This window comes from Pseudomonas oplopanacis (assembly GCF_057128725.1).
This window is the reverse complement of sequence record NZ_JBSKHV010000005.1, coordinates 37,626-61,894: the sequence shown is the minus strand read 5'-3', so window position 1 is coordinate 61,894 and position 24,269 is coordinate 37,626. Positions and strand designations below refer to the sequence as shown.

The window sequence follows — 24,269 nt, the reverse complement described above, 5'->3', positions numbered from 1 at the left end:
TCACGCCTCGTCATCCAGGCGCCGGCCTTTCATTCGCCGGCCGCGGGTAATCAATTCGATGAACTGCACGGAGCTCAAGGCATGAGCGAACAGCCAGCCTTGACCGAACTTCACGCCTTCGCTACTTAGAAACGTTGCCTGCGCTTCATGCTCGATACCCTCGGCAATCACTTTGAGTTGCAGCGCTTGAGCCATGTGGATGATGTGCGGTGCTACGCCACTGCTGGCGGCGTCATGGCCCAGCGCATCGATAAACGCCTTGTCGATCTTCAGGCAGTCCACCGGCAGGGTTTGCAGGTAGGCGAGGCTGCAATAACCGGTGCCAAAATCATCGATCAGCACTTGATGCCCGACATCGCGTAACGCTTGCAGGTTTTCCCTGGCCACCACCACATCAATCAATCCCCGTTCGGTCACCTCGAAGGCGATCTGCTTGGCCGCGACACGGTGCAGCGTCAGCAGGCGGGCCATCACCTGGCCGATTCGCGGCACCATCACATCACACGCTGCCAGGTTGACCGAGATGTACAGTTGCGGGTTGGCGCGCAGCAGTTGCCCCAATTGTTCGAGCAGGCGCTGCAGGACGAAATCGGTCATCTGGCGAATCTGGCCGGTATTTTCCGCCATCGGAATAAACAGGTCGGGGCTGGTCAGCGTGCCGTCGGGCCTGCGCCAGCGCAGCAACGCTTCGGCGCCGACACAGTTGCGGCTGTCGAGATCGAAAATCGGTTGATACAACACCTGCAACTCACCCCGGCGTATGGCGCCATGCAATTCGGCATCCAGCGACTGACGCTGGCGCACCAGCAGAAACACCAGGAAGCCGACGATGATCCCAAGTGCCAGGCTGGCCGGAAGCAGCCACCACCACACCGCCGGCACGTGTATGCCTGTGCGTGGTGTGATCAAAACCAGTTGGTATTCAGGGTTGTTGGTCGGCATGCGGTATATCAAGCGGGTTTGCGTGACTTGCAGCGCGTCGCGGCTTTTAGGTGCCCAGGATTCCGTCGGTGGCCAGACCTGGGCAGCACCCAATACGGGAATGGCGCGAGTGCCGTGGTCCAGCACCACCAGCAGACTGCTTCCGGGCGTCAGGTCGACCATGTCCGTCAAATGCCCGCGAGACGTCGCCACCCGAAAGTTGCCTCTGCCGAGCATCAGCGCGGCACGGTTTTCATCGGGTTCGGTGGTGGTGTTCAGCCAGTAGCTGTAGGTAGGGCCCCGGATGTCGGGAGGGCGCAGCAACGAAAGGCCTTCCTGGCGAGGACGGTTGGAGCACACGCGTGATGCATCGATGTAGGCCGCTTCGTAGACGAAGCGGTAGTTGAAGCTGACCTGCTGCAAGGTGGCGATCATTTCAGGATCGCAGCCTCGAAGCGGCTGGGCTTCCAGGTCATCGAGGCTTTCGCGCAGTTGCCCGAACAGCTGTTCAAGGCGGGCAAGGAAGCGCTCGCCTTGAGCATTCATTTCTTCGCTTTCGTTCTGTTCAACCTGATGCATCGCCACAAACAGGCTGCCGGCCATCAATAGAGTTGCGCTGAGGGCAGCAGCCAGTATCGCCAGAAACCAGGGGCGATAGAACCAGCTACGGAGGGTCTCTCGTGCAGCAGCCATTATTGATATCCGAAGAATTACCAATGAGTTATAGCTGCTATTAGGGAAAAAGCTCTAACCGTCGGACGGGCGCCATTATTTTGTCTGATTCAGGACCTGCAGGATCGCAGCGGATTCAGCATCCGGCGTGCCGTCGAAGCGGGAAGGGCGGAAATGCATCTGAAAAGCCGCCAACACATGACGCGTCGCTACGTCCAGTTCACCTGTTTGTGGCGTGGCATAACCCAGCCTGGCGAGCTGTCCCTGAAACCAGCTGATGCTCGGCAGCTGTATCGCGAACTGGGCTTGCTGGCGCGTCACGGCTTGCTCGCTGGGCCAGACCCCCAGGCCTTCGGCGGCCAGGCGTTTCCAGGGGAACAACGGACCGGGATCGAGTTTGCGCAGCGGCGCGATATCGCTATGGCCGATGATGGCGTGGGGATTGATGTTGTAGCGCTTGCTGATGTCCTTGAGCAGGAAGATCAACGATTTGACCTGGTCTTCGCTGTAGGGATACCAGAGGCGCCCGGTGGGAGTGTCTTTGAAGCCCGGGTTGACGATCTCGATGCCGATGGAGCTGGAGTTCAGCCAGGTCCTGCCTTCCCATTCGCTTTCGCCCGCGTGCCAGGCGCGAAAATTCTCATCCATCAATTTATAGATGGTGGCACCCTTGTCGTCGCCAATCAGGTAATGACTGCTCACTTCGCCGTGGGTCAGCAGTTGCAGCGAGCGCTCCAGCGAGGCATTGGTGTAATGCACCACCACGAACTGGATGCGGCTGTCGTAGTTGGACGAAGGGTGGCTGGTGTCGATACGCGGGCCGCTGGAACAAGCGGCCAACAGCAGCAGCGACACAATTAGAGCGAGATATTTCATGGCAGGAGACGTACGCGCAAGACAGTAATGCAACAGTGTAACGTACTGCCTTGCGTGCCGACGGCAAAAGCCCGGTTTTAAACAAAATGGAACAATTGGCCGTCAGCCAGCTTCCACACGATTACGTCCGGCGTTTTTCGCGCGATACAGTGCTTGATCGGCTCTTTTCAGCGCGATATCGCTATGTTCGCCGGGCTTTAGCGCCGTCAGGCCCATGGAGATAGTGATGGTGACCCGCTCACCTTTGAAGTGGAAAGGGCAAGCTTCGATCGCGGCGCGCAAGGTTTCCAACAGTTTTGCACCGACTGCCGGGACCGTGCCGGGCATCAGGAGCACAAATTCCTCGCCGCCAAATCGCGCAATGAAATCCGTTCCGCGCAGGCGTTTGCGCAGCACATTGGCGATGATTTTCAGCACCTTGTCGCCCGCGAGGTGGCCGTAGTTGTCGTTAATGCTTTTGAAGTGATCGAGATCCAGCATGGCCAGCAACAGGGTATTGCCGTGCTGTTGCCATTGGCCGATTTCGTGGTCCAGGCGTTCGCTCCAGGCAGCGCGATTGGGCAGGCCGGTGAGCGGATCGATCAGGGCTTTCTGGCGTTGTTCTTCAAGGTGTTCACGGTAGCCCTGCGCTTCCTGCTCCATGTGCGCGACCCGTTCGGCCAGGCTGTGAAGGCGTGTCGCCACTTCCTGTTCTCGCTCATCGCGCTGCTTCTGGTGGCGATCCATGGTGCCGAGCAGGCCCTCAAGATGGTTTTCCAGCACCCCTTTCAGGTCGTCCAGGTCGGCCGCTTCCTGCATGCTGCTGTGCAGGCCGTCAACTTGTTCGCGGATCTGCGTGTCCATCTGGCGCGCCGCAGAACGGCTGTCGGCGTGGCCTTCGCTGGCCGCCTGCAAATTACTCTGGAAGGACTCCAGGCGTTCATTGAGTTGCTGTAGATAGACTTCGAATTCGTGCTGGCCGCTGTCGTTGATCGCCAGCATCAACGTTGCCAGATCGTCGAGGATCGGGATCAGTTCGTACCAGTTCAAGCCATGTTGAAGGCGGTCGCGCATCGCTTCGGCTTGCGGGCGGTGGCGCTCCGGCAATGTCAGGTCTTCGAGCAGGCCCAGCAGGGTGTCTTCGATGTGCTTGGCAACGGAGCTATAGGACGGCTCCGGTGAATCGGGCAAGGCGTAGAAAATGTCCTCGTGTTCGGTTTGCTCCGGATTAATAGTCGTCACTGTCCGGGTCAGTTCATCGGGATTGATGGCTGGTTGAACCTGATTGGCTGGCGCAGGGAGGGGAAGGGCGAGTGCTTCCAGCGGTTCATTGTTCGAGGGTGTTGGTGATTCAGGCGTGGGCGCGATGTCGGGCTGAAGTACGGGTGGGACAAACGCCACCACTTCTGGAGCGGGCGTCGGTGTGTGAGTCTCTTGAGGTTCCGGGGTGGCCACTGTGGGGTGGACGCTTTGCGCCGCTGGCAGTGCGACTGGCGGCAGGTCCTCTTCCTCAAAGTCATCGGCGTGCGCCATCTCGACAACCCGTTCCACAGCCTGCGCAGCCGATGCGTGAACGGCAGGAGCGACGACCTGCGGCGCTCCCTCATCCGCTTCGTGGCTACCGAACAATCTCTGCAGAAAACCGGGTCGGTCAGGTTCGGCGGGGTGCTCCAATTGCCTCAAGGCTTTGCCTTGCAAGCCACTCAGTTCGCTGAGCAGAAGCGGCATCTCGCGGGCCTGACTGACGCGTCCATCGAGCTTTTTGGCAAAGCTCTTGAGCGGTCGGCTGACTTCCCGGGGTAGCGGCAGCGATTGCAGTTGCGCGACCAGCGCAGTCAGTGCGGCGCTGGTCTGGTTGACTCGGGTTTCCCGGCGTTGCTCGGAATCGAGCACCGCTTTTTCGAGTCGCGGCAGCAGAGCCGCCAACCCGGCGTCCATGTCGTCGGTGCGCACGACTTCGCGCATCTCTTTCATGCATTGGTCGACGGCGCGGTCAGTGCCCTCCGCCGCCAGCGTGCTGCGCACCAGCCCACGGCGTAGCAGGTCGAGCCGGGCATCCCAGCGACGCTCAAGCTTTTCCTGTTGTTCGATGCTTTTGAGGTATTTCTCTTTCCAGCGCTCTGTTTCGTCGCTCATTCATGGGATCCGCGAAGGGCAGGACTCAACGCGGGCAATGCATCAGCCGTGAGCGAACCCGGCAGACGAATCTCTACCGCGACCGGCAGGTGATCGGAAATGGGCTGTGCCAGCACTTCGACCTTTTCGAGGGTCAGTGTCGGGCTCAGCAGAATGTGGTCCAGGCAGCGTTGCGGACGCCAGCTGGGAAAGGTCGCTTCCAGTTGCGGCGCGAGCAGGCCGAGGTCGCGCAACGGGGAGTTTTGCAGCAGGTCACTGGCATGGGTGTTCATGTCGCCCATCAGCACCTGGTGTTTATAACCGCCGATCAATTCGCGGATGTAGGCCAGTTGCAGGCTGCGCACGCGAGCGCCCAGCGCCAGATGCATCATGACCACCACCAGCGCGTCCGGACCTTCGCCGAAGCGCACCAGAATTGCTCCGCGACCCTTGGGCCCCGGCAGCGGGTGATCTTCAATCGCCCACGGGCGCAAGCGGCTGAGCACACCATTGCTGTGCTGGCCGAGTCGTCCGAGGTTGCGGTTGAGTTGTTGATACCAATAGGGGAAGGCACCGAGCTGTGCCAGGTGTTCTACTTGATTGACGTAGCCTGAGCGCAGGCTGCCACCATCGGCTTCTTGCAGGGCGACCAGGTCGAAGTCGCCCAGCAGGTTGCCGATCTTTTGCAGATTGTCGGCACGCCCGGTGTGCGGCAACAGGTGTTGCCAGCCCCGGGTTAGGTAGTGCCGATACCGCTCGGTACTGATACCGACCTGAATATTAAAACTGAGCAAGCGCAGACGACTGTCTGCGGGCAGGCCCGTGGATTCCAGGTGATGTTCGTTGACCCGTGGATCATGCAGGCCAACAACGCGTTCAGTTCCCCAGCGGCGCATGGCAGTGCTTCGCTTAGTTGGCGGCAGCCTTGTTAGCCGCTCGCTCTTTGTCGACCAGTTTATCGGCCAGTTGCAGGGCTTGCTCGGCACCGCCGGCAGAACCCACGTCAAAACGATACTTACCGTTGACGATCATGGTGGGTACACCAGAAATCTCATACTTCTTGGCCAGCTCTTTGGCCTGGACGATTTTGCCCTTGATGGCGAAGGAGTTGAAGGTGGCCAGGAACTTGACTTTATCGACGCCCTGAGTGGCCAGGAACTCTGCCATTTCTTCTGGAGTGACCAGTTTCTTGTGTTCTTTCTGGATCGCTTCGAAAACGGCCGCGTGAACCTTGTGCTCGACATCCATGGCTTCAAGGGTCAGGAACATCTGGCCGTGTGCGTCCCAAGGACCGCCGAACATGGCTGGAATGCGGACGAAGTTGACGTCGGAAGGCAGCTTCTCGACCCATGGATTGATCACTGGCTCAAAAGCGTAGCAATGCGGGCAGCCATACCAGAACAACTCCACGACTTCGATCTTGCCAGGCACGGCGACAGGAACCGGATTGGTCAGTTCGACATAAGGGGCGGCGGGTGCTTCGGCGGCTTGGGCAGTCATGCCGAACAGGCTGGCAGCGACGAGTGCGGCGCTGATGATCAGATTACGCATGCTTTACTCCTGGACAATTTTGGTCGCCTCGCGCGACCTGTTCTCAGACAGGTCCTGGCGGGCTTGAGTTCTGTAGTGTAACGGCAGCGGCCACAAAAAAGGGCGGCCAAAGCCACCCTTTTTATACTTGCTGCGACGGATTAATCGAGCGTTAACGTTGCAGGAGATGTTCATCGCTCGCAACGCTCGATCAACCGGTCTTAGTGCAGGCCTTGAATGTAGCTGGATACGGCGGCGATATCTTCGTCGCTCAGCTTTTTAGCGATGCTCTGCATCGGCTTGGTGTCGCCATCGTTGGTGCGTCCGCCTTCTTCCTTGCGGAAATCGGTCAGCTGCTTGGCAACGTATTGAGCGTGCTGGCCGCCCAGGTGCGGGAAGCCGGCAGCTGGGTTACCCACGCCATTTGGCGAGTGGCAACCGGTGCAGGCTGGCAAGCCTTTGGCCAGGTCGCCGCCACGGAACAGTGCTTCACCGCGAGCCACGATTTTAGGGTCGGCGGCGCCAACACTGCCGTTCTGCTTGGCGAAGTAGGCCGCGATATCAGCCAGGTCCTGGTCGCTAAGGTTGGTCAGCAGGCCGGTCATTTCCAGAACGGTGCGCTTGCCCGACTTGATGTCGTGCAATTGCTTGTTCAGGTAGCGTTCACCCTGACCCGCCAGTTTCGGAAAGTTAGGCGCCATGCTGTTGCCATCCGGGCCATGACAGGCGCCACATACTGCGGCTTTCGCCTGACCAGCAGTCGCATCACCTGCAGCATGGGCAATGCCGGAGATCCCCACGGTCAACAGCAGACTCACGATCAATTTGTTCATCAGCTAATCCAACTACGGCTAAGGGTTAAAGAGTTATGGACCGGGATCACTCGCTCATCCAGTGGATGATGGCCTGGTAATCCTCGGCACTGCAGTCCATGCACAAACCACGCGGCGGCATCGCCTTGAAACCCTGGGTCACGTGTTGCACCAGCGTCTCCATACCTTTCGCCAACCTCGGCGTCCAAGCTTCCTGATCGCCCTTTTGAGGCGCCATGGGTAGTTGGCCGGAATGACAGGCACCACAAACACGGTTGTACACAGCTTCCGGATCCTGTGTAGCCTGAGCGCTGTAAAGCGGTATCAAGACACCGGCAGCTAGCAGCCATTTCGTCATAAAACGACCTTTTCAGGGTTGAGAGCGTTCTGCGTTCTAATGCGCAATCAAGGTCAATCGCTCTCGTGAACTTCATCCTACGCTGGGACAAAGCGCACACAAAATCTGCGGCATTATATACTGGCGTCACTGAAACGGAAACGACACCGCTTGCCGCGTCCATTCCCGGCGCCGCCCACATCGGAAATCCCATGCAACTCAAGAATCCCATCCTCGGCCTGTGCCAACAGTCCACCTTCATGCTCAGCGCTGCCAAAGTCGACCAATGCCCGGACGATGAAGGCTTTGAAGTGGCCTTCGCGGGCCGTTCCAACGCCGGCAAGTCCAGTGCGCTGAACACCCTGACGCACGCCAGTCTTGCGCGAACCTCGAAAACTCCGGGGCGCACGCAGCTCTTGAACTTCTTCAAGCTAGACGATGATCGTCGTCTGGTCGACCTTCCGGGGTACGGTTACGCAAAAGTACCCATTCCGTTGAAGCTGCACTGGCAGCGTCACCTGGAAGCGTACCTGGGCGGTCGCGAGAGTTTGAAAGGTCTGATCTTGATGATGGACATCCGTCATCCAATGACCGACTTCGACCTGTTGATGCTCGATTGGGCTGTCGCCGCCGGCATGCCGATGCATATTTTGCTGACCAAAGCCGACAAGTTGACGTACGGCGCAGCGAAAAACGTCCTGCTCAAGGTTCAGGCAGATATCCGCAAGGGCTGGGGAGATGCAGTCAGTATCCAGTTGTTCTCGGCGCCAAAACGCCTGGGTCTGGAAGACGCCTACACTGTACTGGCGGGCTGGATGGAGCTGGCGGACAAGGGTTCCGAGGCTGCCGAGTAAGGCGTCGAGGCAAATCGCGGGCAAAAAAAACCCCGGACTTCTATGGGGAGGGGGAAGTTCCGGGGTCCAAGTTCCGGACCGCTAGGGCGGGGTCCAGATATCTGCCAACACTTAACACAACATAGGAGCATCGAAGGGCTTCACCAGCCATTCAGTAACTCTGAGTGGCGGTTGACGGGATTAGTTCCGAAGAAGTTCCAAATCCATTGGAAATAAGCCCAAGCATTTTTCGACATAATGATGCTCCGTGTTTTTCTGCCGCGGCACTATGCCGCAGCAGAAAACGCCTGTTCAGACGGCTCAGTGAGCCTCATCCCAGTTATTCCCGACCCCAACCTCCACCAGAAGCGGCACGTCCAGCTTCGCCGCATCGCTCATGTGGATACGAATTTCTTCGCGAACCTTCTCCACCAGATCCTCACGCACCTCGAGCACCAATTCATCGTGCACCTGCAGGATGACTTTGGCGTCGAGCCCTGAGGAGGTCAGCCAGTTATCCACGGCCACCATGGCTTTCTTGATGATGTCCGCCGCGGTGCCTTGCATCGGGGCGTTGATCGCTGTGCGCTCGGCACCTTTGCGCAGGGCCGGGTTTTTCGCGTTGATTTCCGGCAGGTACAAGCGACGACCGAAGATCGTTTCCACGAAACCTTGCTCGGCCGCCTGGGCGCGCGTGCGCTCCATGTATTGCAGCACGCCCGGGTAGCGGGCGAAATAACGGTCGATGTAGGCCTGAGACTGTTTGCGATCCACACCGATCTGCTTGGCCAGGCCAAACGCGCTCATGCCGTAGATCAAGCCGAAGTTGATCGCCTTGGCACTGCGGCGCTGATCGGTGGTGACGTCGGCCAGTTCCACGCCGAAAACTTCAGCGGCGGTGGCCTTATGCACGTCCAGGTCATTGCGGAACGCATGCAGCAAACCTTCGTCCTTGGCCAGGTGGGCCATGATCCGCAGTTCGATCTGCGAGTAGTCCGCCGCCAGCAGTTTGTAGCCTGTGGGTGCAACAAACGCCTGACGAATGCGACGGCCTTCGGCGGTGCGGATCGGAATGTTCTGCAGGTTTGGATCGCTGGACGACAAACGCCCGGTCGCTGCGACAGCCTGATGATAAGAAGTGTGAATCCGTCCGGTGCGCGGGTTGATCTGCTCCGGCAGCCGGTCGGTGTAGGTGCTTTTCAGTTTGCTCATCGAGCGGTACTGCATCAGCACTTTAGGCAGCGGGAAATCCTGCTCGGCCAGTTCCGCCAGTACGGCTTCGGCGGTGGAAGCCTGGCCCTTGGCGGTTTTGCTGAGCACCGGCAGACCGAGTTTTTCGTACAGGATCACGCCCAATTGCTTGGGTGAGCCGAGGTTGAATTCTTCGCCAGCGATGGCGAACGCCTCACGCTCGAGCGCGACCATCTTCTCGCCCAGTTCCACGCTCTGAATGCCCAGCAGGTTGGCGTCGACCAACGCGCCCTGCCGTTCGATCCGCGCCAGCACAGGCACCAGCGGCATTTCGATTTCGCTCAGGACTTTGCTCAGGCTCGGGATGGCCTTGAGCTTTTCCTGCAGCGTTTGGTGCAGGCGCAGGGTCACGTCAGCGTCTTCGGCGGCATAAGGCCCGGCCAGCTCCAGAGAGATCTGGTCAAAGGTCAGCTGCTTGGCGCCTTTGCCGGCGATGTCCTGGAAGCTGGTGGTGGTGTGATTCAGGTACTTGAGCGCCAGGCTGTCCATGTCGTGACGGGTCGCGGTGGAGTCGAGCACGTAGGATTCGAGCATGGTGTCGAAAGCGATGCCCTGCACGGTGATGCCGCAGCTCGGATCACCGCCGATGGCGCAGTTGGCCAGGATGTTCATGTCGAACTTGGCGTGCTGGCCAACCTTGAGCTTGTTCGGGTCTTCCAGAATCGGCTTCAGTGCGCGAAGCACGGTGTCGCGATCCAGCTGATCCGGCACGCCCATGTAGGAATGGGTCAGCGGGATGTAGGCTGCTTCGTTGGCTTGTACAGCGAAAGACAGGCCGACCAGTTGCGCCTGCTGCGCATCGATGCCGGTGGTTTCGGTATCGAAGGCGATCAGCTTGGCGTCGTTGAGCTTCTTCAGCCACAGGTCGAAATCAACCTGGGTGAGGATCGTCGTGTATTTCAGTTCTGTCTCTGCGGCGACTTCTTCAACCACCGGAGCGGTCACTTCCTGGCCTGAGCGCTTGGCGTCGCGCTGGTTGTCTTCGAACCAGCTCTTGAACTCCAACAGGGTGTACAACTCAGCGAGCTTGTCGTGGTCCGGCTTGCCCATTTGCAAGTCGTCGAGGCCGATGTCCAGCGGCACGTCGATCTTGATGGTCGCCAGTTGATAGGAGAGGAACGCCATCTCTTTGTGCTCTTCGAGCTTGGCCGGCAGTGTTTTCGCGCCGCGAATCGGCAAGGTAGGGACGATGTCGAGCTGAGCATACAGCTCGGTCAAACCGCCATTCACGCCCACCAACAGGCCGGAAGCGGTCTTCGGGCCAATACCCGGAACGCCCGGGATGTTGTCGGAAGAGTCGCCCATGAGGGCCAGATAATCGATGATCTGCTCGGGAGCGACGCCGAATTTCTCCTTCACGCCCTCCACGTCCATGCTGCTACCGGTCATGGTATTGACCAAGGTAATGTGGCCGTCGACCAGTTGTGCCATGTCCTTGTCGCCGGTGGAGATGATCACCGGGCGATCCGCCGCCGCGCTGCTGCGGGCCAGGGTGCCGATCACGTCATCGGCCTCGACGCCTTCGACGCACAGCAGCGGGAAGCCCAAAGCGATCACGCTCTGGTGCAGCGGCTCGATTTGCACGCGCATGTCGTCGGGCATGCTTGGGCGATTGGCCTTGTACTCGGCGTACATGTCATCGCGAAATGTCCCGCCCTTGGCGTCGAACACCACGGCGAACGGACTGTCCGGGTATTGCTTGCGCAGACTCTTGAGCATGTTCAATACGCCCTTGACCGCACCGGTCGGCAGGCCTTTGGACGTGGTCAGCGGTGGCAGCGCGTGAAAGGCGCGGTACAGGTAAGAAGAACCGTCCACCAGGACGAGGGGGGCTTGGCTCATGAGCAGGATCAACCTTTTCGGCGGGTCCGGCGCTAGAATAGCGGGACCGTTGACGACAAAGGGACAAGGTTATCATGCGCACACTAAATCGCCTGTTGCTGGCTGGCTTGTTTGCAACTGTTCCATTGGCCGTCATGGCGGCGGACGATGTTTCGAAGTCTGAGCCAGAAGTGACGATCCGCACGGAAGGGGACAAGGTCATCCAGGAGTACCGTCAAAACGGTTTCCTGTATGCGATCAAGGTCACGCCGAAGGGCGCACCTCCGTACTTTCTGGTGCGCGCAGACGGGACGGACGCAAACTTCATCCGCTCGGATCAGCCGGATATGCTGATTCCGGCGTGGAAAATTTTTGAGTGGAAGTAGTTTCTTAATTTCAATCGGCGCCGGCTCACGAGCGGCGCCCGTACTGGCAGTTTAAACATGTCTGTGTTCACCCCCCTGGCTCGGCCCGAGCTGGAAGCTTTTCTCGCCCCTTATGGCCTCGGCCGCCTGCTTGATTTCCAGGGGATTGCTGCCGGTAGCGAAAATACCAATTTCTTCATCAGCCTGGAGCAGGGCGAATTCGTCCTGACCCTGGTCGAGCGCGGCCCGGTCGATGAAATGCCGTTCTTCATTGAACTGCTCGACGTCCTGCACGAGGCCGATTTGCCGGTGCCTTACGCGCTACGCACCACCGACGGCGTTGCCCTGCGCGAACTGGCCGGCAAGCCTGCACTGCTGCAGCCACGACTGGCCGGCAAGCACATCAAGCAGGCCAACGCGCAGCATTGCGCGCAGGTCGGCGAGTTGCTTGCACACCTGCACCTGGCGACCCAAGCCAACATGATCAAGCGCAAAACCGATCGTGGTCTGGACTGGATGCTGGAGGAGGGCACGCAATTTCTTTCCCACCTGAACGCCGAACAAAGCGATCTGCTGAAACGGGCGCTGGATGAAATCGCCGAGCAGAAGGCAAAAATCCTGGCATTGCCGCGGGCCAATATCCACGCCGACCTGTTCCGCGATAACGCGATGTTCGAAGGCACGCACCTGACCGGGTTGATCGACTTCTACAACGCCTGCTCGGGGCCGATGCTCTACGACGTGGCGATTGCCTTGAACGACTGGTGTTCGGACGACGACGGCTTGATCGACGGGCCGCGGGCGCGGGCATTGCTGGGGGCGTATGCGGCGTTGCGTCCGTTCACGGCGGCTGAAGCCGAGCTGTGGCCGACGATGTTGCGCGTGGCGTGTGTGCGGTTTTGGTTATCGCGGTTGATCGCGGCGGAATCGTTCGCCGGGCAGGACGTGTTGATTCACGACCCGATGGAGTTTCAGCTGCGGTTGGCGCAGCGGCAGAAGGTCAGCACACCGCTGCCGTTTGCCCTTTAAAAGCTTCGCGAGCAGGCTCGCTCCCACAGTTGACCGATGTGAGCACAGATTTTGTGTCCACTAAAGATCCCATGTGGGAGCGAGCCTGCTCGCGAATGAGGCGAAGCCGAACAAGCTTTTAAAGCGACTCCAGACACCCCGCCAAATCATTCCCCAGCTTCTCCAGCACCTGCTCATACCCTTGAGCAGTCGCTGGCGTGTACCCGCCCAATGCATCCAGTTCCGCCAGTTTCACCGGCAAACCCGCAACCAGCGTCTCCGCCAGGCGCGGCCGCAATGGTGGCTCGCTGAACACGCAAGTCATGCCGACTTCCTGCAACCGGGCGCGCATCGCCGCAACGTGTTGGGCCCCCGGCTGGACTTCGGCCGCGACACTGAATACGCCCGTGTGTTTCAGGCCATACGCATCTTCAAAGTAGTCGAACGCTTCGTGGAACACGAAATACGGCTTGCCCGCGATCCCGGCGAGCCGTGCCTTCAAACGCAGGTCCAGCGCATCCAGTCGCTCGTCGAACGCCTTGAGGTTGCTCTGATAGCGCGCTGCATTGGCGGGATCGGCGGCACTCAGGTCCGCTGCCATTTTGCTGGCGATCACCCGGGCATTCACCGGTGACAACCACAAATGCGCGTCCAGGCTGCCTGGGCGGTGATCGTGGTCATGCTCAACGGCTTCTTCCGCATGGGAGTGACTGTCTTCGGCGAAGCGACGCAGTTTCAGCCCCGGCAAATCCTGCACCGCAACGCTCGGCAGCGTACGACCATTCAGTACGCGCGGCAGGAAACCTTCCATGTCCGGCCCGATCCAGTACAGCAGATCGACCGATTGCACCTTCCGTACGTCGGAAGGGCGCAAGGCATAGTTATGCGGCGAAGCCCCCGGCGGCAGCAACACTTCCGGAATCGCCACGCCGTCCTGCACCGCGGCGGCAATCAACTGCAGGGGCTTGATGCTGGTGAGGACTTTAACCTCAGCCTGGGCCGATCCGATCAGCAGAAAACTGGCGACAAATGCGACAAAGATAGAAAAAAGTCGGGACACGATGACCACTCGAGGAGGCGAGAACGGGTAATATAATAACGTCTCTCACAAAATTCGTCGCCGCTCATGCCTAAAACACCGATTGCCAGCCGTCCCCACGACCACTCTCATTGCGTGCATAGCGCTCTGTCTGAGGCCGATGTCCTGTGCGCACGTCAGGGGCTGCGCCTGACCGCTTTGCGCCGGCGGGTGCTGGAACTGGTGTGGCAAAGCCACAAGCCGCTGGGTGCCTACGACATTCTCGCGGTGCTCAGTGAGCAGGATGGCCGTCGCGCCGCGCCGCCAACCGTATACCGCGCGCTGGATTTCCTCCTGGAAAACGGCCTCGTGCACCGTATCTCCTCGCTGAACGCCTTCGTCGGCTGTAACCATCCGGGGCACGCCCACCAGGGGCAGTTCCTGATTTGCCGCGAATGTCACGCCGCCATTGAGCTCGAACAGAAGTCCATAAGCGATGCCATCGTTGGCAGCGCCAAGGATGTTGGATTTATCGTCGAGGGCCAGACCGTTGAAGTGGTCGGTCTCTGCTCGGGCTGCCAGGGGGCTTGATGAGCAACGCGCTGATCCGCCTCGAGCAGGTTGCCGTCACGTTTGCCGGGCAATCGGTGCTGGATAACATCGAACTGAGTGTCGAGCCGGGGCAGATCGTCACCCTGATCGGCCCTAACGGCGCCGGCAAGACCACGCTGGTGCGCGCGGTGCTTGGGCTGTTGAAGCCGGACAGCGGCACGGTGTGGCGCAAGCCGAAACTGCGCGTGGGTTACATGCCGCAAAAACTTCACGTCGATCCGACGCTACCGCTCTCGGTGCTGCGCTTCTTGCGGCTGGTGCCGGGCGTGGACCGTGCCATGGCGCTGTCCGCGCTCAAGGAAGTCGGCGCCGAACAGGTGATCGACAGCCCGGTGCAAAGTGTTTCCGGCGGTGAAATGCAGCGTGTATTACTGGCCCGGGCGCTGCTGCGCGAGCCGGAACTGCTGGTGCTCGACGAGCCGGTGCAAGGCGTCGACGTCGCCGGACAGGCCGAGCTCTATAGCCTGATCACACGGCTGCGCGACCGTCACGGCTGCGGCGTGTTGATGGTGTCCCACGATTTGCATTTGGTGATGAGCACCACCGACCAGGTGGTTTGCCTCAATCGCCACGTTTGCTGTTCCGGCCATCCTGAGCAAGTCAGCGGCGATCCGGCCTTCGTCGAGCTGTTCGGCAAGAACGCCCAAAGCCTGGCGATTTATCACCACCACCACGACCACGCGCATGACCTGCATGGCTCGGTCGTCACGGCGGCTCAACCCCACGTTCACGGAGATAGCTGCAAGCATGGCTGATTTTCTGCTCTACGCCCTGCTTGCAGGTTTGGCTTTGGCGCTGGTGGCGGGCCCGCTGGGTTCGTTCGTGGTCTGGCGGCGCATGGCTTATTTCGGCGACACCTTGTCGCACGCGGCTTTGCTCGGCGTAGCACTCGGGTTCTTGCTGGATGTCAGCCCGACCGTCGCCGTCACCGTAGGCTGCTTGCTGTTGGCGGTGCTGCTGGTGACCTTGCAACAGCGCCAGCCGCTGGCGTCTGACACCCTTTTGGGAATTCTCGCACCGAGCACGCTCTCTCTGGGCCTGGTGGTACTAAGCTTCATGCACGAAGTGCGGATCGACCTGATGGCGTATCTGTTCGGCGACTTGCTGGCGATCAGCCCGACCGACCTGGCCTGGATCCTCGGCGGCAGCGCGGCGGTACTGGCGTTGCTGGTGACGTTGTGGCGGCCGTTGCTGGCCATCACCGTGCATGAAGAGTTGGCCAAGGTCGAAGGGTTGCCGGTGGCGTCGTTGCGCCTGGCGCTGATGCTGCTGATCGCCGTGGTGATCGCGGTGGCGATGAAAATCGTCGGCGTTTTACTGATTACCTCGCTGTTGATCATCCCCGCGGCTGCGGCACAACGTCACGCCCGGTCACCGGAACAGATGGCACTGGGCGCGAGCCTGCTGGGCATGCTCGCGGTCTGCGGCGGGCTGGCACTGTCGTGGTTCAAGGACACACCGGCGGGCCCCTCGATTGTTGTGACGGCGGCCGCACTGTTTCTGCTGAGTTTTGTCCTGCCCCGTCGAGGGGTGTAGACTTGCTCGTTTTTTGCGCAAATAGAGAGTCGCAGGAATGAAGCCGTTCGCCTCACGTTATCTGCTCCTTGTCGCATTTTCCTTGCTGCTGGGCGCCTGCCAAAGCACGCCACCGGCGGCCACCGAGGCCACGGACGCGCGAGCTACGGCCATCGCACAGCTGGAACAAAGCCTCGCCAGCAACGAGTTGGCCACCGCCGAAGATCAACTGGCAGCCTTGCAGGCCCAGTCCCCCAACGATCAATCCCTTGAGCAATACCAACGGCAACTGGCCGAGGCCTATCTACGCCGTAGCCAGATCGTCCTGCAAAAAGGTGATGTGAACGCCGCCGCCACTGCGCTGGCCCGCGCCCGGGTCCTGATGCCCAAGGCTCCGGCGCTGACTGGTGGGGTGAATAACGCCATCGTCACGGCCCGCAAAGCCGAGCTGGATAAAGCGGAAGCCGATCTGAAAGCCGCTGAAGCCAAACCCCAGGCGAAGGTGATTGATCCCACGGCTGAAAGCACTACGGTCGCGTTGAATCTCAACGATATGGCGAAACTTCGTCGTCAACTGGATGCCATCGCCGCCGATGTGGTGAATTATCAGTGCGACGTGAGCATTCAGGCGCCACGCACTGATGACTATCCTTGGCTGGCCACGTTGCTGACCAAGCGAGTGAAGAAACTCGATCCGGACTTTGATCTGAAGCTGGAAAAACAGATCCTGCGCAATATTCCGGCGCAGATGGTCTTGAGTCCACGCAAACCGTAAAAGCTTCGTCGGAACGCCGCCCGGAGCAGGCTCGCTCCCACAGGGTTATGTGATCGACACAAATCCCATGTGGGAGCGAGCCTGCTCGCGAAAGCGTCCTAACTGTCCATACAGATCCTAAGCCGGAATCGCCTTGGCCTTAGCCTCCCGATCCCAAACCCGATGCTGTCCGATCGCCGCAAAAAAGGGCTTGATCAACTTCGCATCCGCCCCAACGATCAACCCCGCATCAGCCTCCAGCTTCAACACATCCAGCAACTGCTTCGCCTCGCCATGCAGCGCAATCGCCTTCAAGTGCTTGTACGCCTCCAGCAGGTAATGCAACGCGACGCCATCACCGCTCAACGCCTTGATCGATGCCGCGCCACCCGGCACAAACACCGCATCGAACGCCACCGAAGGCAAACCTTCCATCGACGCATCCACCGGCAACGTTTTGCCATCGGCGGTTTTGACCGGTGCGGATGTCGGCCCCAGCAATTTGGCGTGCGCGCCTTCGGCCTGCAGCGCCTTCTTCATCGCATCAATCGCGGCACCATCGACTCCGTTGGCCGCAAGAATCGCCACTTTGCGGGTTTTGATATTGCCCGGCAGCAAATTGGCCTGACTCAGGGCCGGTGAGCGGTCCAGAGATGTTTTTGGCACCTCCACCGTCCCGGCTTTCGGCGCTGGCAAGCCAAGGTTGGCGGCCACACGCTTGGCCAATTCCAGATCGATGTTGGCCAGGATCTCGTTCACCTCCCGCGCCCGAATGCTCTCGCGTTCAACTTTTCCGAGTTCGAAGCTATACGCCGCGATGATGTGTTCCTGCTCGTGCTTGCTCATGCTGTGGAAGAACAGCCGCGCCTGGGAGAAGTGGTCGCTGAACGATTCGCTGCGCTGCCGGATCTTGTTGGCGTCGATGCGCTCCGGATAACTCTCGAAACCGCCATCCTGCGCGGCGGGCGGAGTTTCTTTCGGCCAGCCGCCGTCGATGGAATTCGGCTCGTAGGACGCGCGACCCTTGTCGATGGTGGTGCGGTGCATCGCATCGCGCTGACCGTTATGGAACGGCGCCACCGGCCGGTTGATCGGGATCTCATGAAAGTTCGGCCCGCCGAGTCGGCTGATTTGCGTATCGGTGTAGGAAAACAGCCGGCCTTGCAGCAACGGATCGTTGGAGAAATCGATCCCCGGCACGATATGGCCCGGGCAGAACGCGACCTGCTCGGTTTCGGCGAAGAAGTTGTCCGGGTTGCGGTTGAGCACCATTTTGCCCAATGGGGTGATGGGCACGGTTTCTTCAGGAATCAGCTTGGTGGGGTCGAGGATGTCGAAATCGAAATCGTGCTCGTTTTCTTCTTCGATGACCTGCACACCCAGCTCCCACTCGGGGTAGTCGCCCATCTCGATGGCTTCCCAGAGATCGCGCCGGTGGAAGTCGGTGTCTTTGCCGGCCAGCTTCTGCGCCTCATCCCACACCAACGAACACGTGCCCGCAGTGGGGCGCCAGTGGAATTTGACGAAGCGCGATTTGCCTTCGGCGTTGATCAGCCGAAACGTGTGCACACCGAAACCCTGCATGCTGCGCAGGCTTTTCGGGATGGCTCGGTCGGACATGGCCCAGATCACCATGTGCGCCGATTCCGGCACCAGTGAGACGAAGTCCCAGAAGGTGTCGTGAGCCGAACCGCCGGTGGGGATTTCGTTATGCGGCTCCGGTTTCACCGCGTGGACGAAGTCCGGAAACTTGATTGCGTCCTGAATGAAGAACACTGGCATGTTGTTGCCCACCAGATCGAAGTTGCCTTCGTCGGTGAAGAACTTCACGGCGAAACCTCGTACGTCCCGCACGGTATCGCCTGACCCGCGTGGGCCTTGTACCGTGGAGAAACGCGTGAACACTGGCGTCTTTTTGCCCGGATCCTGCAGGAAACCGGCCTTGGTCAGCGCGCTATGGTTTTCGTACGTCTGGAAGTAACCGTGTGCGCCGGTCCCGCGAGCATGGACGATGCGTTCCGGGATGCGCTCATGGTCAAAGTGCGTGATTTTCTCACGCATGATGAAATCTTCCAGCAGCGAGGGCCCGCGGGCGCCGACTTTCAGGGTGTTCTGATTGTCCGAAACCTTCACGCCCTGGTTGGTGCGCAGGGCCTGTTCGGTGGCGTCGGAGCGAAATTTTTCCAGGCTGTCGAGCTTGGTATTGGTGTTGCCGCGGTCCAGGGTGTCGGTACCGGCCAATGCGCTTTTGCCGGGGGCAGGCTTCTTGTTACTCATCAGTCTAAACTCCTCGTTGCGATTCCCGCCGTAGCCAGGATTCTTGTGCATTCCCCAGGCACGGCACCGGGGGCGTTTTCGAGTTGCCTTATTAGTGACTGATGGGGTTTTTAGCCGTTCCTTTTTTATGACCTTTGATCGCGTTATTGCCAAATCGAAGGTTGAATGCGGAATAAATGCTAATAACCTCTATACGGACAGGCTAAAATGCGCGCCCGGCTAACCGCTGATCCTTTTCTAACGCGCCCCACAAGGTTCGCTACGTGATCGAGTTTCAAAACGTCCATAAAACCTACCGCGTCGCCGGTAAGGATATTCCCGCCCTGCATCCGACCAGTCTGACGATTGAGAACGGTCAGGTCTTCGGCCTGATCGGCCATTCCGGCGCGGGAAAAAGTACCCTGCTGCGTCTGATCAATCGCCTGGAGAATTCCAGCGGCGGCAAGATCTTCGTCGACGGCGAAGAAGTCACCGCGCTGGACGCCAACAGCCTGCGGCGCTTCCGTCAGCAAGTCGGGATGATCTTCCAGCACTTCAACCTGCTGGCGTCCAAGACTGTGGCTGACAACGTCGCGTTGCCACTGACCCTGGCCGGCGAGCTGTCGCGCAGCGAGATCGACCTGCGTGTGGCCGAGTTGCTGGCGCGGGTGGGTTTGTCCGACCACGCCAGGAAATACCCGGCGCAGTTGTCCGGTGGCCAGAAACAGCGCGTCGGCATTGCCCGCGCCCTGGCGACCAAGCCGAAAATCCTGTTGTGCGACGAAGCCACCAGCGCCCTCGACCCACAGACCACGGCGTCGGTCCTGCAATTGCTGGCCGAGATCAACCGCGAGCTGAAGCTGACCATCGTCCTGATCACCCACGAGATGGACGTGATCCGCCGCGTTTGCGATCAGGTCGCGGTGATGGACGCCGGTGTGATCGTCGAGCAAGGGTCGGTGGCCGAGGTGTTCCTGCATCCCAAGCACCCGACCACCAAGCGCTTTGTGCAGGAAGACGAGCAGATCGACGAAAGCGAGCAGCGCGATGACTTCGCGCACGTGCCGGGTCGCATCGTGCGTCTGACCTTCCAGGGCGAAGCGACCTACGCGCCGTTGCTCGGTACCGTCGCCCGGGAAACCGGTGTGGACTACAGCATCCTGGCCGGTCGTATCGACCGCATCAAAGACGTCCCTTACGGGCAACTCACGCTGGCCGTCACCGGTGGCGACATGGACGCGGCATTTGCCCGTTTCACCGCGGCTGACGTCCACATGGAGGTGCTGCGCTAATGGAAGCCCTGACTGCTTTCTTTGCCAATATCGACTGGTTCGAAATCTGGCTGGCCACCGGCGACACGCTGCTGATGCTCGGTGGTTCGTTGTTGTTCACCGTGTTGCTCGGCTTGCCGCTGGGCGTGTTGCTGTTCCTGTGCAGCCCGCGTCAGTTGCTGGAAGCCAAAGGCGTCTACGCGATGCTGTCGCTGGTGGTGAACATCCTGCGTTCGCTGCCTTTCATCATTCTGTTGATCGTGATGATTCCGTTCACCGTGCTGATCACCGGTACGTCGCTGGGTGTCGCCGGTGCGATCCCGCCGCTGGTGGTGGGTGCCACGCCGTTCTTTGCGCGACTGGTGGAAACCGCGTTGCGTGAAGTGGATCGCGGCATTATCGAAGCGACCCAGGCCATGGGTGCGACGACGCGTCAGATCATCACCAATGCCTTGCTGCCAGAAGCCCGTCCGGGCATTTTCGCGGCGATTACGGTGACGGCGATTACACTGGTGTCCTACACGGCCATGGCCGGTGTGGTCGGCGCTGGTGGTCTGGGTGACCTGGCGATCCGCTTCGGCTACCAGCGTTTCCAGACCGATGTGATGGTGGTGACGGTGGTGTTGCTGCTGGTGCTGGTTCAGGTGCTGCAAACCGTTGGCGACAAATTGGTTGTGCATTTTTCCAGAAAATAAACAGTTCTCGTAAATAAGTCATGAGCCGGCCATTCGCTGGCAGGCGCCAAACGGGCGCCTTATATGGAGTTAGCTGAATGAAGAAACTACTCGTCGCGTTCGCTGCCGTTGCAGCCTTTTCCGCCCATGCCGACACCCTGACCGTCGCGGCGACTCCGGTCCCGCACGCAGAAATCCTCGAATTCGTGAAGCCAGCCCTGGCCAAAGAAGGCGTGGACCTGAAGGTCAAAGTCTTCACCGACTACATCCAGCCGAACGTGCAAGTGGCAGAAAAACGCCTGGACGCCAACTTCTTCCAGCACCAGCCGTACCTCGATGAGTTCAACAAGGCCAAGGGCACCAACCTGGTCGCCGTTGCCGGTGTGCACCTGGAACCGCTGGGCGCTTACTCCAGCAAGTACAAGGCTCTGACCGAGTTGCCGGGCGGCGCCAACGTGGTGATCCCGAACGACGCCACCAACGGCGGCCGTGCGCTGTTGCTGCTGGCGAAGGCTGGCCTGATCAAGTTGAAGGATTCGAACAACATCCTGTCGACCGTGAAGGACATCACCGAGAACTCCAAGGACCTGAAATTCCGTGAACTGGAAGCCGCGACCATCCCGCGCGTGCTGACCCAGGTCGACCTGGCGCTGATCAACACCAACTACGCGCTGGAAGCCAAGCTCGATCCGTCCAAGGACGCACTGGTCATCGAAGGCAACGACTCGCCGTACGTGAACATCCTGGTGGCCCGTCCGGACGACAAGGACAGCGACGCGATGAAGAAACTGGTTGCTGCGCTGCACAGCCCGGAAGTCAAAGCCTTCATTCTCGAGAAGTACAAAGGCGCGGTATTGCCGGCGTTCTGATTGACTGAAAGTAATGCAAAAGGGGACGCCAAGGCGTCCCCTTTTTTGTGTCCGAAACACCATCCCCCTGTGGGAGCGAGCCTGCTCGCGAAGAGGCCATCACACTCAACATCACTGTTGACTGACACAGCGCTTTCGCGAGCAGGCTCGCTCCCACATGGGTTATGTATCGTGCGAACTATTTGCGGTTAAGCATCACCGGCAACTGCGCCACCAGTTTCACATTGTTCAACGGCGCCCGAATAAACCCGCGCTGCGTGCCGTCCGGCCCGATCACCGCGAGGTTGCCGCTGTGATCAACCGTGTAATTGGGCTTGCTGGTGTCCGCCGGAATAAACGGAATGCTCACCGCATTGGCCAGCTTCTGAATGTCATCCACCGAGGCGGCGGTCAGGCCTTTGAACTGCGGATCGAAGTAGCCCAGGTACTGCTTGAGCTGAACCGGGGTATCACGGTTCGGGTCGACGCTGACCAGGATGACCTGCAACTTGGCCGCCGCTTCCGGTGGCAACTCGCTCTTGATCTGACGCAACTGGGCGAGGGTGGTCGGGCAGATGTCCGGGCAGAAGGTGTAGCCGAAGAACAGCAGGCTCCACTTGTCTTTCAGCTGATTGACCGTCACCGGGTTGCCGTCCTGATCGGTCATCTTCACGTCCGGCAGGTTGCGGCTTTGCGGCAGCAAGATGATGCCCGCATCGATCAGTGCCGTCGGGTCGCCCTGGCCTTTGCCGGACAGCACTTTGTTGATGGTCAGGCCCAGGACCAGTGCGATCAGGGCGACGAGAATGAAGACGGTTTTCTGGGTTCGAGTCATAGGTTCAACAGTAAGTAGTGGTCTACGAGCAGCGCGATAAACAGCAGGAACAAGTAATAAATAGAGTACTTGAACGTGTTGATCGCCGCGTGCGGCCGAGTGCCACGGTACAGCACCACGGCCCATTGCAGAAACCTGGCGCCCAGCCCCAGCGCGCAAATCAGGTAGAGCATGCCGCTCATGTGGATCACGTAGGGCATCAGGCTGACGGCCAGCAACGCGAAGGTGTAAAGCAGGATATGAACCTTGGTGTAGTGCTCACCGTGGGTCACCGGCAGCATCGGAATATCAGCCTTGGCGTATTCCTCCTTGCGGTGAATCGCCAGGGCCCAGAAATGCGGCGGGGTCCAGGCGAAGATGATCAGCACCAGCAGCAGGGGTTCGGCGCTGACATGCCCGGTTGCAGCGGTCCAGCCAAGCAGTGGCGGGGCAGCCCCGGCCAGGCCGCCGATGACGATGTTCTGCGGCGTCGCACGTTTCAGGAACCCGGTGTAGACCACCGCATAGCCGAGCAGCGAAGCCAGGGTCAGCCATGCGGTCAGCGCATTGGTGAACGCGAGCAGCACGGCTTGGCCCAGCACGGCCAATACCAAGGCAAACGTCAGCGCCGCCGCCGGTGACACCCGGCCTTCGGCCAACGGCCGTTTGTGCGTGCGGGCCATCACCGCATCGATGCGCCGGTCCACCACATGGTTGACTGCCGCCGCACCGCCGGCACACAGGGCGATCCCCAGGTTGCCGAACACCAGTACCGTCCACGGCACCCCGGCGCGGGTCGCGAGGAACATGCCGACCAGCGAGGTGATGAGCATCAGCACCACCACTTTCGGCTTGGTCAGCTCCAGATAGTCGCGCCAGATTGCCTGACTGTGACGTTCGCCGATCAGAGTCGCCATGGCATCTCTCCTTTTATTGTTATGGGCCCGGCCGAGTGTTTACGCGGGCTGAACCGCCAGCGCGCAGGGGATTGCTGCTTGACCCGAACCAGGCTGGTTCGCGCGTGATAATTGACCAGCACCATCGTCAGCAACAGTGCCGCGCCGCCGGCGTTGTGGGCGACGGCCACGGGCAGCGGCAGGTGGAACAGCACGTTGCTGATACCGAGGGTGATTTGTGAGGCGAGGGCGACCAGCACCAGCCCCGCGAGGCGTGTCATGCCGACGACTTTCAGCTGCCAGGCGAGCCCGAGCAGTACGAGCGTGACCAGCAGCGCGCCGATACGGTGAGTCAAATGAATCGCCGTGCGCGCGTCGCTGTCCAGTTGCCCGCCGAGATAATTCGGTCCGATGTGCTGAGTCAGATGGAAGCCGTTGGCGAAATCAGCCGGCGGAATCCACTGTCCATGGCAGGTCGGGAAATCGATGCAGGCCACGGCGGCATAGTTGGAACTGACCCAACCGCCGAGGGCTATTTGCAGGATCACCAACAGCAACCCGGCCGTCGCCCAATACTGCAAACGTCGTGGCACCGTCAGCGCCGGCAACACGCCGGACAACCTCAACGTCAGTAGAAACAGCAGGCTCAGCGTGGCAAAGCCGCCGAGCAGATGCCCGGTCACCACCTGCGGCCAGAGCTTGAGCGTCACCGTCCACATGCCGAAAGCGGCCTGGGCGAACACCACCGCCAGCAGAAACAGCGGCAACTTCACCGGTTGCCCCGGATGACGACGATGCACCCAGGCGCGTCCCGCCAGGACCGCGATCAGCATCCCCAGCGTGCCGGCAAAGTAGCGGTGGATCATCTCGTTCCAGCCCTTGTGGGCCACCACCGGCGTATCGGGAAAATGCAGCTCGGCATGGGCCAGTTGGGCTTCGCTTTTCGGCACGCTGATAAAACCGTAGCAACCCGGCCAGTCCGGGCAACCGAGGCCGGCGTGGGTCAGGCGGGTGTAGGCGCCGAGCAGCACCACAATCAGTGCCAGCAAGGTGGCAAACAGCGCGAGGCGAAATCCAGGTTTGGCCATGAC

The 24,269-nt window shown here is 60.1% G+C and carries 23 protein-coding genes; 10 read left to right on the top strand and 13 right to left on the bottom strand.

Going from position 1 to position 24,269, the window contains the following annotated elements:
* The 7 genes from ACWKV5_RS12605 to ACWKV5_RS12575 form a co-directional block, all read right to left on the bottom strand.
* A complete protein-coding gene (locus ACWKV5_RS12605) occupies positions 1–1,614 on the bottom strand; it encodes an EAL domain-containing protein (protein ID WP_483841506.1) in 1,614 nt (537 codons plus the stop codon).
* Positions 1,615–1,689: 75 nt separating this feature from the next.
* A complete protein-coding gene (locus tag ACWKV5_RS12600) occupies positions 1,690–2,469 on the bottom strand; it encodes an N-acetylmuramoyl-L-alanine amidase (protein WP_483841505.1) in 780 nt (259 codons plus the stop codon).
* 102 nt (positions 2,470–2,571) lie between these two features.
* A complete protein-coding gene (locus ACWKV5_RS12595; protein WP_483841504.1) occupies positions 2,572–4,584 on the bottom strand; it encodes a diguanylate cyclase in 2,013 nt (670 codons plus the stop codon).
* Complete coding sequence (locus ACWKV5_RS12590; RefSeq protein ID WP_483841503.1) at positions 4,581–5,459, bottom strand: endonuclease/exonuclease/phosphatase family protein; 879 nt, start codon at positions 5,457–5,459, stop codon at positions 4,581–4,583. The genes ACWKV5_RS12595 and ACWKV5_RS12590 overlap by 4 nt, the downstream gene beginning before the upstream one ends.
* A gap of 13 nt (positions 5,460–5,472) precedes the next feature.
* On the bottom strand, positions 5,473–6,114 hold the full coding sequence (locus tag ACWKV5_RS12585; protein WP_483841502.1) for a thiol:disulfide interchange protein DsbA/DsbL: 642 nt from the start codon (positions 6,112–6,114) through the stop codon (positions 5,473–5,475).
* Between the two features lie 200 nt (positions 6,115–6,314).
* The gene (locus ACWKV5_RS12580) at positions 6,315–6,926 is read right to left on the bottom strand and encodes a c-type cytochrome (protein WP_483841501.1); all 612 of its coding nucleotides are present in this window, start codon (positions 6,924–6,926) and stop codon (positions 6,315–6,317) included.
* A 46-nt stretch (positions 6,927–6,972) separates the two neighbouring features.
* Positions 6,973–7,263, bottom strand: a complete 291-nt coding sequence (locus tag ACWKV5_RS12575; protein ID WP_027926152.1) for a c-type cytochrome — start codon at positions 7,261–7,263, stop codon at positions 6,973–6,975.
* 191 nt (positions 7,264–7,454) lie between these two features.
* Here ACWKV5_RS12575 and yihA point away from each other — a divergent pair, with 191 nt between their 5' ends.
* Positions 7,455–8,096: a ribosome biogenesis GTP-binding protein YihA/YsxC gene (yihA, locus tag ACWKV5_RS12570; protein WP_027926151.1), complete on the top strand. Its 642-nt coding sequence runs from the start codon at positions 7,455–7,457 to the stop codon at positions 8,094–8,096.
* A gap of 300 nt (positions 8,097–8,396) precedes the next feature.
* Here yihA and polA read toward each other — a convergent pair whose 3' ends face one another.
* The gene (gene polA / locus ACWKV5_RS12565) at positions 8,397–11,168 is read right to left on the bottom strand and encodes a DNA polymerase I (RefSeq protein ID WP_483841500.1); all 2,772 of its coding nucleotides are present in this window, start codon (positions 11,166–11,168) and stop codon (positions 8,397–8,399) included.
* A gap of 74 nt (positions 11,169–11,242) precedes the next feature.
* Between polA and ACWKV5_RS12560 the strand changes: the two genes are divergently transcribed.
* Together ACWKV5_RS12560 and ACWKV5_RS12555 are read left to right on the top strand one after the other, a co-directional pair.
* Positions 11,243–11,533, top strand: a complete 291-nt coding sequence (locus ACWKV5_RS12560; protein ID WP_483841499.1) for a DUF2782 domain-containing protein — start codon at positions 11,243–11,245, stop codon at positions 11,531–11,533.
* Positions 11,534–11,590: 57 nt separating this feature from the next.
* Entirely contained in the window at positions 11,591–12,541 is a 951-nt protein-coding gene (locus tag ACWKV5_RS12555) for a homoserine kinase (protein WP_027926148.1), read from the top strand.
* A gap of 118 nt (positions 12,542–12,659) precedes the next feature.
* Here ACWKV5_RS12555 and ACWKV5_RS12550 read toward each other — a convergent pair whose 3' ends face one another.
* On the bottom strand, positions 12,660–13,580 hold the full coding sequence (locus ACWKV5_RS12550; RefSeq protein ID WP_483841498.1) for a zinc ABC transporter substrate-binding protein: 921 nt from the start codon (positions 13,578–13,580) through the stop codon (positions 12,660–12,662).
* Positions 13,581–13,646: 66 nt separating this feature from the next.
* Between ACWKV5_RS12550 and zur the strand changes: the two genes are divergently transcribed.
* The 4 genes from zur to ACWKV5_RS12530 are packed head-to-tail and all read left to right on the top strand — an operon-like array spanning position 13,647 to position 16,440.
* Positions 13,647–14,129: a zinc uptake transcriptional repressor Zur gene (gene zur / locus ACWKV5_RS12545; protein ID WP_140665426.1), complete on the top strand. Its 483-nt coding sequence runs from the start codon at positions 13,647–13,649 to the stop codon at positions 14,127–14,129.
* Complete coding sequence (gene znuC, locus ACWKV5_RS12540) at positions 14,129–14,905, top strand: zinc ABC transporter ATP-binding protein ZnuC (RefSeq protein ID WP_027926145.1); 777 nt, start codon at positions 14,129–14,131, stop codon at positions 14,903–14,905. Before zur ends, znuC begins: the two co-directional genes overlap by 1 nt.
* On the top strand, positions 14,898–15,686 hold the full coding sequence (gene znuB, locus ACWKV5_RS12535; protein ID WP_027926144.1) for a zinc ABC transporter permease subunit ZnuB: 789 nt from the start codon (positions 14,898–14,900) through the stop codon (positions 15,684–15,686). The genes znuC and znuB overlap by 8 nt, the downstream gene beginning before the upstream one ends.
* A gap of 37 nt (positions 15,687–15,723) precedes the next feature.
* The gene (locus tag ACWKV5_RS12530) at positions 15,724–16,440 is read left to right on the top strand and encodes a PA5502 family lipoprotein (protein ID WP_483841497.1); all 717 of its coding nucleotides are present in this window, start codon (positions 15,724–15,726) and stop codon (positions 16,438–16,440) included.
* A gap of 117 nt (positions 16,441–16,557) precedes the next feature.
* Here ACWKV5_RS12530 and katE read toward each other — a convergent pair whose 3' ends face one another.
* A complete protein-coding gene (katE, locus tag ACWKV5_RS12525; protein WP_483841496.1) occupies positions 16,558–18,747 on the bottom strand; it encodes a catalase HPII in 2,190 nt (729 codons plus the stop codon).
* A gap of 212 nt (positions 18,748–18,959) precedes the next feature.
* Here katE and ACWKV5_RS12520 point away from each other — a divergent pair, with 212 nt between their 5' ends.
* The 3 genes from ACWKV5_RS12520 to ACWKV5_RS12510 all read left to right on the top strand — a co-directional run bounded on the left by ACWKV5_RS12520 (position 18,960) and on the right by ACWKV5_RS12510 (position 21,489).
* Positions 18,960–19,967 (top strand): methionine ABC transporter ATP-binding protein, encoded by a 1,008-nt coding sequence (locus ACWKV5_RS12520; protein ID WP_123433290.1) that lies wholly within the window; start codon positions 18,960–18,962, stop codon positions 19,965–19,967.
* Positions 19,967–20,641, top strand: a complete 675-nt coding sequence (locus tag ACWKV5_RS12515; protein ID WP_027926140.1) for a methionine ABC transporter permease — start codon at positions 19,967–19,969, stop codon at positions 20,639–20,641. Before ACWKV5_RS12520 ends, ACWKV5_RS12515 begins: the two co-directional genes overlap by 1 nt.
* A gap of 77 nt (positions 20,642–20,718) precedes the next feature.
* Complete coding sequence (locus tag ACWKV5_RS12510) at positions 20,719–21,489, top strand: MetQ/NlpA family ABC transporter substrate-binding protein (protein ID WP_483841495.1); 771 nt, start codon at positions 20,719–20,721, stop codon at positions 21,487–21,489.
* Between the two features lie 178 nt (positions 21,490–21,667).
* Here the strand turns inward: ACWKV5_RS12510 and ACWKV5_RS12505 are convergent, their stop codons facing one another.
* Genes ACWKV5_RS12505 through ACWKV5_RS12495 form a run of 3 tightly spaced genes read right to left on the bottom strand, consistent with a single transcriptional unit; the run spans position 21,668 to position 24,266 of the window.
* Positions 21,668–22,303 carry an SCO family protein gene (locus ACWKV5_RS12505; protein WP_483841494.1) on the bottom strand — a complete coding sequence of 212 codons (636 nt, stop codon included), beginning with the start codon at positions 22,301–22,303 and terminating at the stop codon, positions 21,668–21,670.
* Complete coding sequence (gene cyoE / locus ACWKV5_RS12500; protein WP_059181881.1) at positions 22,300–23,199, bottom strand: heme o synthase; 900 nt, start codon at positions 23,197–23,199, stop codon at positions 22,300–22,302. Before cyoE ends, ACWKV5_RS12505 begins: the two co-directional genes overlap by 4 nt.
* Complete coding sequence (locus ACWKV5_RS12495) at positions 23,187–24,266, bottom strand: COX15/CtaA family protein (RefSeq protein WP_483841493.1); 1,080 nt, start codon at positions 24,264–24,266, stop codon at positions 23,187–23,189. Before ACWKV5_RS12495 ends, cyoE begins: the two co-directional genes overlap by 13 nt.
* Positions 24,267–24,269 lie beyond the last annotated feature (3 nt).